Annotated in this window: 8 protein-coding genes and 1 rRNA gene; 5 read left to right on the forward strand and 4 right to left on the reverse strand. The window is 42.7% G+C overall.

Features of this window, described 5'->3' with window-relative positions; translation table 11 throughout:
• The 4 genes from rrf to NK987_RS18240 form a co-directional block, all read left to right on the forward strand.
• Positions 1-94, forward strand: a 5S ribosomal RNA gene (gene rrf / locus NK987_RS18225); the annotation flags it as partial.
• Between the two features lie 196 nt (positions 95-290).
• On the forward strand, positions 291-1,949 hold the full coding sequence (locus NK987_RS18230; RefSeq protein WP_259265030.1) for an ABC transporter substrate-binding protein: 1,659 nt from the start codon (positions 291-293) through the stop codon (positions 1,947-1,949).
• Positions 1,950-1,960: 11 nt separating this feature from the next.
• On the forward strand, positions 1,961-3,250 hold the full coding sequence (gene hemL / locus NK987_RS18235; protein WP_259265031.1) for a glutamate-1-semialdehyde 2,1-aminomutase: 1,290 nt from the start codon (positions 1,961-1,963) through the stop codon (positions 3,248-3,250).
• Between the two features lie 31 nt (positions 3,251-3,281).
• Entirely contained in the window at positions 3,282-3,632 is a 351-nt protein-coding gene (locus tag NK987_RS18240) for a Spx/MgsR family RNA polymerase-binding regulatory protein (protein WP_259265032.1), read from the forward strand.
• A gap of 15 nt (positions 3,633-3,647) precedes the next feature.
• Here the strand turns inward: NK987_RS18240 and NK987_RS18245 are convergent, their stop codons facing one another.
• From NK987_RS18245 to NK987_RS18260, 4 genes are all read right to left on the reverse strand, one after another.
• Entirely contained in the window at positions 3,648-5,045 is a 1,398-nt protein-coding gene (locus tag NK987_RS18245) for a c-type cytochrome domain-containing protein (RefSeq protein WP_259265033.1), read from the reverse strand.
• 9 nt (positions 5,046-5,054) lie between these two features.
• A complete protein-coding gene (locus tag NK987_RS18250) occupies positions 5,055-6,563 on the reverse strand; it encodes a DUF1501 domain-containing protein (protein WP_259265034.1) in 1,509 nt (502 codons plus the stop codon).
• Position 6,564: 1 nt separating this feature from the next.
• A complete protein-coding gene (locus NK987_RS18255; protein ID WP_259265035.1) occupies positions 6,565-9,303 on the reverse strand; it encodes a DUF1553 domain-containing protein in 2,739 nt (912 codons plus the stop codon).
• A 543-nt stretch (positions 9,304-9,846) separates the two neighbouring features.
• Positions 9,847-10,794 (reverse strand): NAD-dependent epimerase/dehydratase family protein, encoded by a 948-nt coding sequence (locus tag NK987_RS18260; protein WP_258425041.1) that lies wholly within the window; start codon positions 10,792-10,794, stop codon positions 9,847-9,849.
• Positions 10,795-10,948: 154 nt separating this feature from the next.
• On the opposite strand from NK987_RS18260, the gene kbl reads away from it, so the two are divergent.
• Positions 10,949-12,145 (forward strand): glycine C-acetyltransferase, encoded by a 1,197-nt coding sequence (kbl, locus tag NK987_RS18265; RefSeq protein WP_258425042.1) that lies wholly within the window; start codon positions 10,949-10,951, stop codon positions 12,143-12,145.
• Positions 12,146-12,230 lie beyond the last annotated feature (85 nt).

Genomic DNA, 12,230 nt, shown 5'->3' on the forward strand with positions numbered 1-12,230 from the left:
GGGTCCCACCTCTTCCCATCCCGAACAGAGAAGTTAAGCCCTGCAGCGCCGATGGTACTGGGGTTACACCCGGGAGAGTAGGCCGCCGCCACATTATCACAAGCCTTTGGAGTAATCCAAAGGCTTTTTGCGTTTAATGAATAATGCTGAATTTTTGATTCAAATGAAATTAGGATATGCCATAATCAATTAGATTGTTAGCCATATTTTACTTTTCTTTTGCTGGGAAATGGGTTAACTTTAGAGCCTATTTGAGAATAATATTTATCTCCGAATCAAGATTGTCCCTTATGAGAACATACTTCTTTTTATTGGTTTTAATATTTACTTTTTCATTACAAGGATTCGCTCAGGATAATTTAGCTGCCTACAAAAAAGCAAAAACTTTAATCGGTTATGGAAATTATGCCGATGCAATGGAACTTATGAGGCCTTATATGGAGCAATCCAAATATGGTAATCTTGCACTATATGCACAGTATCATTTTGGATTTGCAGCTTTTCAAAATAAACAATTGGAATTGGCGAAATCTGTAATCGAGCCATTGGCAGTTAATAAATCCTGGGAAAAACAATATGATGCTAGGTATTTACTCGCATTGATCTATTTTGGAGAAAACAAAAATCTTGAGGCTTTGGAGGAAATTTCACTTATCAAAAACCCTGAAATCTTTGCTCTTGGCGAACGTGCAAGTTTGAATCAACTCAAGAATTCATCCGTGAGCTTTTTGATTGCCAATTTGAGTAAATTCCAAAGCAATAAGGGTTACTTAATCGCCTTGAGAAATCAGCTTGAAAAGCAATCCATCATGTCTACCGATGAAAAAGCTGTTTTACAGCAATTGAGTAGTTTGGATAAATCAATAAATACACCAAAATCGAGTACCAAAAATCTCCAAATTCTTGATATTGCAATACTTTTACCTTTCAATTATTCAGGCGGAACCGATGTAAAAACTATTTCACAAGGGAATTTTATTTTGGAACTATACCAAGGCATCGATTTTGGAATCAAGGAATTGATTTCATATGGGTATAAAATAAATGTTAAAACTTTTGATACCCAAAGAGATAATTCCCGACTTCAAAAAATCCTTTTGGATGATTTTTTATTGAAAGCAGATGTCATTATAGGGCCGATCTATCCGGAAGAAACGGAAGTAGTTTTGCAGTTTTCGGAGAAAAATAATATTCCGTTTATCAATCCCCTTTCAAATCTTGATGATAGGATCCAAGGTTATGACTTTGCTTATTTGTTTCGGCCTGCAATATCCTCATTAAGCAACGGTTTATTGACTTATTTAAGAAACAACGTCGAAGGAAAAAGATTAGCATTGGCATATTCCAGCACATCAAGAGATGAGCAACTTGCAAATAAACTCGGGGAAGACAGTAAAAGTCAGGGCTATCCCATTGTGTTAAAAACATTGATTTCTCCCAAAAACATCAATCAATTTTTTGATTCCATTCAACTTGGAACAGATTCACTTTCAAAAGTAGACGCAGTAATAATTCTTTCTGATGATCCGAATATTGCCCAAGCAACTTTCGGGTTTATGGAATCCAAAAACCTGAAAACTCCGGTTATTGTGATGGACAGTTGGTTGTATTTCAATTTTGCCAGTTATGAAATGTTAGAAAATCAAAATTTTGTCTTTTTAGGGAACAATTCCATCGACTTTAACAATCCGAATTTGGAAGTTTTTAGAAATGGGTTCAATGAAGAATATGGAAAATATCCCTCCCTGAATATGCATTTGGGCTATGAACTTGCTTATTGGATAGCTGAGACCATCAATCCTACAGATGGATTTGATTTCAGAACTAATCTAAACAAAGACGGTTTCAATCAAGGTAAAATAACATATGGATTCGATTTTAGAGATTCCAATAACAACCGTTACGTTCCTGTGTTAAGATTGTATAACGGAAAATTAGAAGTTAATTAAAGAAAAAATTCATGCAGATTACCCATAGTAAGGCCTTGTTTGAAAAGGCGAAAAGATATATACCGGGAGGAGTCAATTCTCCCGTTCGTGCGTTCAGGGCGGTAGGTGGAGATCCGATTTTTATCAAAAGAGCTGATGGTGCATTTATCTATGACGAAGATGATAATGCCTACATCGAGCTCATCAATAGCTGGGGTCCGATGATTCTTGGTCATAACCATCCTATGATCAAAGAAGCCATAGTCCGGGCCCTAGAATTTGGTACATCTTATGGGGCGCCTACAGCAAAAGAGGTTGAAATTGCAGAGTTGATTGCCAGCATGGTTCCTTCTGTCGAAAAAGTCAGGATGGTGAATTCCGGTACGGAAGCAACTATGTCTGCCATCAGGGTTGCAAGGGGGTTTACAGGTAGGGATAAGTTTATCAAAATGGAAGGGCACTACCATGGTCATGGTGATTCTTTTTTGATTTCTGCAGGATCAGGGGCGATTACCATGGGCAATCCCGATTCACCTGGAGTCACAAAAGGAACAGCAAAAGACACTCTCCTAGCTCCGTACAATGACCTCGAAGCCATCGAAAAGCTTGTTGCGGCCAATAAAGGGGAAATTGCTGCTTTGATTTTGGAGCCTGTTCCAGGCAATATGGGACTGGTTTTGCCAAAAGAAGGATACTTGCAGGGATTGAGAAATATCTGTACACGAGAAGGAATTGTTCTAATTTTTGATGAAGTCATGACCGGATTCAGGCTTGCAAAAGGCGGTGCCCAAGAACTGTTTGGAGTAATTCCTGATATGACTACCCTCGGAAAGATCATCGGGGGCGGTCTTCCTGTCGGGGCTTATGGTGGGAAGAAGGAAATTATGGAGTTTGTCTCTCCGGCGGGTCCTGTCTATCAGGCTGGGACACTTTCCGGTAATCCAATTGCCATGGCTGCGGGTCTGACGATGCTCAAACACCTTAACCAAAATCCTGAGGTTTATACCACGATAAACAATATCGGGGATAAATTGGTAAATGGATTCCGATCTTCTTTGGATAAGCTTGGATTGAATTATACGATCAACCATTTAGGCAGTATGTACAGTCTGTTTTTTACCGATCAGGAAGTCTTCGATTTTGAATCTGCCAAAAAATCTGACACTGTCCGCTTTGGAAAATACTTTCAAGGGATGCTCAAAAGAGGTATCTACCTCGCTCCATCCCAATATGAAAGTTTATTCCTTTCCACTGCGTTGAGCGATGAATTGATCGAAAAGGTCATCAAAGCCAATGAGGAATCCCTCAAGGAAAGCCTCTAAGGATAAATTTTCTATTGCAAAATCTACCAAAATGACCTTAAAAATATACGGGATCAAAAACTGCGACACCATGAAAAAGACCTTCAATTTTTTGGAGGAAAAAGGAATTGGTTACGAGTTCATTGATTACAAAAAACAGGCACCTGACCAAGCTTTGCTAGGAAAGTTTGCCAATAAAGTAGGCATTGAATCCCTGGTCAACAAAAAAGGGACTACCTATAAAAAGCTATCTGAAGAAGAAAAAGCCACTTTGGAAAAGAAGGACTCCGCTTTTGAAATGCTAAAAGTAAAAAGCAGCATGATCAAAAGACCGATAGTTGAGTTTCCCAACGGAGATTTGATTTTGGGTTTTGAACCGGAAGCGATCTTGAAAAAAATCTAGAATTTGTCTTTCCTGCTAATATTTCACTTGATCTGTTGGCAGGGAAGGCAATTCAAAATTTCCCAACTCCACCTTAAATCTCAATTCCTTGTATTTTTCAACGTTGATTTCTTTGGCCAAAGGGGTTTCATAAGCAAAAACTTTTTGAAGGCTAGGATGGGAATCCAGCTTTCCTAAATTGTCCCCATTGACTATTGATTTGGTCAAATGCAACTGAATCAAGTGGGTATTTCCCTTCAGCATTTCAAAACTTTGACCTTCAATTTTTGTCTCATTAAGTTTGAGAATTGTGAGGTTTTCCATTTTTCCTACAAGAGGAATAACATCATCGGTAACATTCGAAAGACTTAAATCAAGGATGGTGATATAGGCAAGAATAGGTTCCAAAGATTCCAAATCCTGATTATCGGCCTCAGGGAAATTGATGGTACTGACTTTGAGTAATGGAGATGTTATGCTCAGCTTTTCGATAAAAAAACCTTGGCTTTTCAATTCCTTCAAAACATCCTCTTCCAATGGCTCGAGTTGGACTTCAGGATAAATTGAGATTTCATTTTTCACAAAAAAAGAAGAAACCAAATCTACTGAAATTCCCGATTGGCCGAGTGTCTCTTCAAAAGATGCACCGTTATGTAGCCAAGCTTTTATCAATTCCACCTCGGCTTCTACGGGCTGCCTTTTCTCCTTTGGGGGCATATGGTCTTCATGATCTAATGGGAGAAGCATTCGCTTAATCAGTTCGCTTTCCATGGGAGTTTTATGGAAGATCACTTCTCCATTTTTCCCGCCTTCCAACAAACTTTCTTTGGAAGTCAGGATCAAATCCCCCTTGCTGTTCTTCTCATTATGGCAACTGCGACAGTTTTGATTCAAAATTAGTTGGACTACATCTTCATAGAACAAAGCTTCCTCCCATGCTTCCCCATCAAGGGAAAGTGGCTCAAACTGCTCCTCTATTTTCCATCCGAAAGTTTCCTGAATCCCTTCCGGCAAAACCTCCGTCAGGTAAGTTTCTCCGTGTGTCAGATTGCCTCCGAGATGCCCGGTAATTGTCAGACAAAGAAAAAGTATGGCTGAACCAACATGGATTTTCGGATCCGATAGGGTTTGATGTTTTTTGACAAGAAGAAAAAGGGATAAGCAAGTCAGTGCGGTGAGAATGCCCAAAATCAAATGGTTTTGAACCGTGTCAAAAGCATAACCTTCCTGATTGTAGAGAATAATTCCGGTGATACACGCAAAAAATGACATCAAGGTGCTTAAAAGCAAGGCAAACTGCACAGTGGGCAAAAGCAGGTTTTTGTCCTTTCTGGGATAATACATCAAGACCAGGGCAAACAAAATAAACCCAATCGGCAAATGGACTATCAAGGGGTGAAATCTTCCGATCAGTGGGAGAATGAATAGCGGCATTGGTTTCGTTTAGGCTAAAATGTCTCTGATGATTTCACCTTCCACATCTGTCAGTCGAAAAGGCCTTCCCTGAAAATCGTATGTGAATTTTTCGTGGTCAAATCCCAAAACCTGCAATATCGTGGCGTGGACATCATGAACGGAAACTTTTCCTTCTACACCCGAAAACCCAAAATCATCCGTTTGGCCATAACTTGATCCGTTTTTGATCCCTGCACCGGCCATCCACATGGTAAAAGCATCTACGTGGTGGTCTCTTCCTTTGAAACCCATTGTCTTTCCCTCTCTGTTTTCCTGCATGGGCGTCCTCCCGAATTCACCTCCCCACACCACCAAAGTATCTTCCAACAATCCCCTTTGCTTGAGGTCGAGCAAAAGGGCGGCAATCGGTCTATCTATTTCATTGCATTTGTTTCTTAATCCCAAATCAATTGCCGTGTCATGGTCTGTGCCGTGGCTGTCCCATCCCCAATCATACAACTGAACAAAGCGAACCCCTTTCTCTACCAATTTTCTGGCGAGAAGGCAGTTATTGGCAAAGGACTCTTCTCCAGGTTTTGTACCATATAGTTGATGGATATATTCAGGTTCGTCGTTGATGTTCATCACATTGGGAACCTCAATCTGCATCCTGTAGGCCATCTCGTATTGGTTGATCCGTGCCAAAGTTTCGGGGTCACCAAATGCTTCAAATTCGGCTTTGTTCACTTCGTTGATGGAGGAGATCAATGTCTTTTTGAGGTCACGGTTGATTCCTTTTGGGTCTTCAAGGTAGAGTACCGGATCACCTTTTGAACGACATTGGACTCCTTGGTAAACTGAGGGTAAAAACCCGCTGCCCCAAACGCTTTTCCCTGCATCAGGGGTTTTTCCTCCGGAAGTCAAGACGACAAAACCCGGTAAATTCTGATTTTCTGTTCCGAGGCCATAGGTAACCCAACTCCCTAAACTCGGTCTTCCCAATCTCGGACTTCCTGTTTGCATAAAGAGTTGGGCAGGACCATGGTTAAATTGGTCGGTATGAACAGCCTTGAGGAAGGCGACTTCATCTACCACTTTTGAAAAATGTGGTAAGTAATCAGAAACCCAAGCGCCGGATTCGCCATGTTGGGCAAAGTTGGATTGGGGACCAAGGAGATTGGGCACACCACGGATAAATGCGAATTTCCTTCCTTCCAAAAGAGATTCAGGACAAGGTTGGTTGTTGTATTTGACAAGTTCAGGTTTGAAATCAAAAAGCTCCAACTGCGATGGTGAACCCGCCATATGCAGGTAAATTACCGATTTTGCCTTTGCAAAATAAGGAGGAGGCAAGGGAGAAAGGGGATTCAAATCCCTGTCTGAAAGTTGAAGTCCCTGAACTTTGGGCACGCCCGGATTTGTCTCGCAGCCAAATAGCAAGGGTGCCAAGGCCAAACCGCCCATTTTGCTGACGCAGTCCAACAGGAAGTGACGCCTTGTTTGTTTTTCAAGTTGCGTGCGGTGAAGCTCGGTCAATAGGTTTTCCAGCCTTTTCATTTCAGGATTTGGTTAGAAATTCGTCCAAGTTCAACATGGCATTGGCTACCAAAGTATAAGCTGCCAATTCCGGATTCCCTTCGACATTTTTGTCTTGTAAAAATTCTTTCAGTTCCTCAGGTTTGGATCTGTAATTGGTCAATGCTTCTTGATACAGGTTCAACAGGCTTTTCTTCTTGGATTCAGAAATTGTCACCAACATCATTTTTTCATAGGTTTCTGCAATGACAGTCCCGGGATCTTTGCTGGTTTCTTGGGACATTTTTTCCCCAAGTTTCAAAGCGGCCTCGATATACACCGGATCATTCAAAGTCGCCAATGCCTGAAGCGGAGTATTGGTCACATTCCGCTTGCTGATGCATACTTCCCTGCTGCCGGCGTCAAAACTGATAAAGGAAGGATAAGGACTGGTTCTTTTCAAAAAGGTATAAACGGACCTTCTGTATTGGTCTTCACCCTCACTTGTTTTCCAAGATTCTCCGTTATATACGGTTTGCCATATTCCGTCAGGTTGATGTGGCATGACGCCTATGCCATACATTTTATCACTGATCAAACCGGAAACCGCCAAGGCTTGGTCACGGACTTGCTCGGCGCTCAGCCTGAATCTCGGACCTCTTGCATACCACCTGTTTTCAGGATCTTTTTCATGCAGTTGGGGACTGATCTTGGAGCTTTGTCTGTAGGTATGGGAGCTGAGAATTTCCTTGATCAGGGATTTGATGCTCCAATTATATTCGTGCATCAGCTTCCAAGCCAAATGATCCAATAACTCAGGGTGGGAAGGCAGATCCGATTGGGTTCCCATATCCTCCAAGGTATTGACCAATCCACGTCCGAATATTTGTGCCCATACCTTGTTGACCAAGGTCCTTGCTGTCAGCGGATTTTCTTTGTCTACCATCCAATAAGCTAGTCCCAACCTGTTTTTAGGCCATTCAGGATTCCAGTTGTTCAATGCTTCTGGTGTTTTTGGGGAGACTTCTTCCCCGAGCAACATCCAATTCCCCCTTTCAAAAACATTGGTTTTTCGCTTCATGAAATCAGGATTTTCGATCATGATAGGTAGCGTCACAGGTTTGGTAGCTAACAAGTCCTTCCACTGCTGTTCGATGCTGAGGTATTCCGGTTGGTCCTTTCCGGGAAGTGATTTTATAAACGCAAACCACACTATCGCCGAAGTAGACTGTTGTGGTTTTGCTTTTGGGTTGGAAGCAGTTATAAATAAGTCCGTCTTACCTTTTATTTCTGCAAATGGAATAGCCCTAGTAATCCGGCCTTCCGTTTTATCAATGGTAAATTCGCTCAGGATTTCACCTTCAGGCCCGCCTTTTCGGATTTCCATTTTGGTGCCGTCTATATCTGCCCAATAATTAAGCAGGAGCTGATCGGAGTTTTGAGTATCTACATTGCGGAGGTAGGTCGTCCCGTTGTGCCACATGCCAAGCCATTTGGTATCGATCAGTTCGGCATTGATAAAATCCTCGCAAAGATGGGCGTGGTACTTGGGTTCAAGGTAGGTTAGGAAATTGGCCTTGGCCAAAGCTTCCTCGCTGTTGCTGTTTTTGGCGACCCATGTTTTGATTTTTTGAACTTGGGCTTTTTCTTCCTCGGAGTAAAGTCTCAGTTTTGGTTCCTCGTCGTGGGTGTCCTCATCCCGCGAATTATTGAAAAATGCTTTGATCTGAAAATATTCCTCATGCTTGAAAGGGTCATAAGGATGGCTGTGACATTGCACACAGGCCATGGTGGTACTTTGCCAAACCTCAAAAGTGGTATTGACCCGATCCAATACTGCCGCAACCCGAAACTCTTCATCCTCCGTACCGCCCTCGTCATTGTTCATGGTGTTGCGGTGAAAAGCCGTAGCGATCAACTGATCTTCAGTTGGATTGGGCAAAAGATCCCCGGCGAGTTGTTCCACCGTAAACCGGTCAAATGGCATGTCGTCATTGAGTGACTTGATGACCCAATCCCGATAGGGCCACATGGTGCGGGAGACATCCCGTTCATAGCCCTTAGTATCTGCATACCGGGCCATGTCGAGCCACCAAGTCGCCCATTTTTCGCCATAGGTAGGCAAGGAGAGGAGTTGATCCACTGCTTGGTCGAAGGTCATTTTGCCAGCATTCCAATCCTTAACCAATTTTTCTGATGGGGGCAGTCCCGTGATATCCAAAGCCAACCTTCTCAAAAGCCGCAAGGATTCTTCCTCCGCAGATGGAGATAGTCCATTTTCAATCTGTTTTTGGAATACAAAATGGTCAATGGTTGAAATTGGGGATTTTCCAAGAATTGAGGCAAATGAGCGAAGTGAAGGGGAAGGTATTTCAGGCTTTTCTACAGGGACATAAGCCCAATGTTTTCCCCAAGAGGCGCCTTGATGGATCCAATTTTTGAGGGTTTCGATTTCTTCCGGTGACAATGCGGGTCTGTGATACGGCATCCGCATTTCGGGATCAGATTCATAAAGTCTCCTGATGATTTCACTTTGGCCGGGTTGGCCGGGAATGATGGCAGGTTGCCCTGATTCGGTAACCGCAAATGCTTCCTCCTCAAAAAGTACGCTAAAGCCGCCGTTTTTTTTGACGCCTCCATGACAGGAAATACAATGCTTGTTTAGGATGGGTTTGACATCGGTACTGAAATCCACTCTTTTTGGTTCTTTGAAAAACAAGATGGTTCCCACCAAAAGGAAGAGCAAAACAGAAAGGAGAGCGGGTAAATTCTTTATTGGCATTTTGGATAAGCTACTGCAACCAAATTAATGATTTTTAGTCACCTTATCAAAATGTCTTTTGTTGGAAGGGGAAATGCAATTATTAGTATCGGTCAAAATGTATTAATACAAACCGACTTCTGCTTTCATTCGATATTGGTTGATACTTTTTGATATTGGGATATTGTTTCGCTTCGATCCCAGAGACTGTTTGGTTTGAGATTTTTGTGGAAAATGATCCTGAAGGGATCAAATATTAATAACCCCGGGTAAGGAACGCAACCCGGGGTAAAAAGAGGGAAAGCGTCACCGGTTTTTGGCCGAAAGAAAATAAAGAGAGTATAAGCCTTCCGCCAAAAACAGGGAAGTTCAACAAATAATTTCCTATGCTAATATCTCAGATTTCAAACATTCAACCCCTTCAGGGTTGACCTGATCTTGGTCATTTTCTTATCCCCGGGTTTTACCCGGGGTTATTAAAGGTTTGACCCCTTTGGGGTCTTTTCTCATATTAATCATATTTCTTCACGCCCTGACAATTCTTTAATTTGAACCTTCAAAAAATCAAAACGAATAAGACGGAAGATGCTTGAGGATATCGGCGGTCATTTTTTCCAGACTGTAGTCATGTTGCCAACCCCAGTCTTTCCTTGCGCAGCTATCGTCAATACTATCTGGCCAGGAGTCTGCTATTTCCTGTCTAAAATCGGGTTTGTAACTTATACTAAACTCAGGATAATGAACTTTGATGCTTTCAAAAATTTCTTTTGGAGAAAAACTCATCGCCGACAGGTTATAACTCGACCGGATTTTCACCTGCTCTTTTGGCGCATGCATCAGGTCTAAAGTGGCCTTGATCGCATCGGGCATATACATCATCGGCAGGTAGGAATCTTCTTGGAGGAAAGAAACGAAATGCTCGCCTGCTATCGCTTTGTGGTAGATGTCCACCGCATAATCGGTCGTCCCACCGCCGGGAAGTGACTTATAGCCAATAAGTCCCGGATAGCGCAGGCTTCGTACATCTACGCCGTATTTCTGAAAGTAATACTCACACCACCTTTCTCCGGCTTGCTTCGAAATACCATAGACCGTATTGGGTTCCTTGACACAATATTGCGGTGTGTTGACTTTTGGGGTATTTGGACCAAAAACAGCAATGGAAGATGGCCAATAGATTTTATCCAGTTTTTCTTCTTTAGCCAGTTCCAATACAAAAAGCAAACTTTCCATATTGAGGTTCCATGCAAAAAGGGGATTCTTCTCCCCTGTGGCGGAAAGGACTGCCGCCAAATGGTAAATCTGCTTCACGTTTTGGTCCTTGACCAAATCTTTCAAAGCATCTTTGTCCATCACATCCAAGACAGCAGTCCTGCAGTTTTCGAACTTTTCCAAAGCTTTGGGATTGATGTCTGTGGCGATGACATTGTCTCCACCGTAGATGTTGGCTATGGCCTGCGTCAGTTCCGAACCCAATTGTCCGGCTGCGCCAATGATCAAAATTCTTTCCATTTTTAAAATATTCCTTATCGGTGCTCCGGAAAAGCCCTTGGGATTTTTAATTATATTTGGGACTTAAAGCGACAAAAATAGTGATTTCGATGAATGTATTTCACTTTAATTGTACGAGTGTTTTTTTCTTTTAAAACCCCCAATACAAAATATTATGTATGATACTTTGAAACCCAAATTAGAGAAAGAGTTACAGGAAATCGAAGCGGCAGGCCTGTTTAAAAAAGAACGCATCATTACTTCTCCCCAAGCTGCGGAGATTACCATTGCCGGAGGCAAAAAGGTGTTGAACTTCTGTGCCAACAATTATTTGGGGCTTTCTTCGCATCCCAAGGTCATCGAAGCAGCTAAAAACGCCATCGATTCCCATGGTTTTGGCATGTCTTCCGTGAGGTTTATTTGCGGCACACAGGATATCCACAAGGAATTGGAAGCCAAAATCTCCAAGTTTTTGGGAACAGAAGACACGATTTTGTATGCTGCGGCTTTTGATGCCAATGGGGGAGTTTTCGAACCGCTCTTTGGTCCGGAAGATGCGATTATTTCTGATGCCCTCAACCACGCTTCCATCATCGACGGCGTCAGGCTTTGCAAAGCGATGCGCTTCCGATACAACCACAACGACATGGAAGACCTCGAAGCCCAACTTAAAGATGCAGACGCCAAAGGGGCCCAAAATAAAGTCATCGTCACAGACGGCGTTTTTTCCATGGACGGCACCATCGCCCAATTGGACAAAATCGTCGCTTTGGCAGAGAAATACCAAGCTGTAGTCATGTCTGACGAATGTCATTCTACCGGCTTTATGGGCAAAACAGGCCGTGGCGTCCATGAATACCGCAATGTGATGGGGAAAATTGACATCATCACCGGGACATTGGGCAAAGCCCTTGGCGGTGCTTCGGGAGGTTTCACTTCAGGAAGGAAGGAAATCATCGAACTGTTGCGTCAACGATCGAGACCTTATCTGTTTTCCAATACCTTGGCCCCATCCATCACAGGTGCTTCGATTGCGGTTTTTGACCTGCTGTCGGAGACTACCGAACTGAGGGACAAGCTAGAAGTTAACACCAAATACTTCAGGGAAAAGATGACAGCGGCAGGTTTTGATATCAAGCCCGGCGAACATGCCATCGTCCCGATCATGCTGTATGATGCGGTACTGTCCCAAAAGATGGCCGAGAAGCTTTTGGAGAAAGGGATCTATGTCATCGGGTTTTATTTTCCTGTGGTGCCAAAAGGTCAGGCAAGGATCCGGGTACAGATTTCTGCCGGCCACGAAAGGGCACATTTGGATCAAGCCATTGCAGCTTTTATAGAAGTGGGGAAAGAATTGGGTGTGGTGAAGTAAAAATCATAACCTGATTCAAAATCAAAAATCCCCTTGGGGGTAAGGTTCCAAGGGGATTTTTGATTTTTTTTTATTGTAGGCAGTT

The organism is Aquiflexum gelatinilyticum (assembly GCF_024813435.1).
GTDB lineage: Bacteria > Bacteroidota > Bacteroidia > Cytophagales > Cyclobacteriaceae > Cognataquiflexum > Cognataquiflexum gelatinilyticum.

Excerpts from the sequence above, each read along its gene's own strand:
- kbl (WP_258425042.1), top strand. The coding sequence starts at position 10,949 with ATGTATGATACTTTGAAACCCAAATTAGAGAAAGAGTTACAGGAAATC.
- hemL (WP_259265031.1), top strand. The coding sequence starts at position 1,961 with ATGCAGATTACCCATAGTAAGGCCTTGTTTGAAAAGGCGAAAAGATAT.
- NK987_RS18230 (WP_259265030.1), top strand. The coding sequence starts at position 291 with ATGAGAACATACTTCTTTTTATTGGTTTTAATATTTACTTTTTCATTA.
- NK987_RS18260 (WP_258425041.1), bottom strand. The coding sequence starts at position 10,794 with ATGGAAAGAATTTTGATCATTGGCGCAGCCGGACAATTGGGTTCGGAA.
- NK987_RS18240 (WP_259265032.1), top strand. The coding sequence starts at position 3,282 with ATGACCTTAAAAATATACGGGATCAAAAACTGCGACACCATGAAAAAG.
- NK987_RS18250 (WP_259265034.1), bottom strand. The coding sequence starts at position 6,563 with ATGAAAAGGCTGGAAAACCTATTGACCGAGCTTCACCGCACGCAACTT.
- NK987_RS18255 (WP_259265035.1), bottom strand. The coding sequence starts at position 9,303 with ATGCCAATAAAGAATTTACCCGCTCTCCTTTCTGTTTTGCTCTTCCTT.
- NK987_RS18245 (WP_259265033.1), bottom strand. The coding sequence starts at position 5,045 with ATGCCGCTATTCATTCTCCCACTGATCGGAAGATTTCACCCCTTGATA.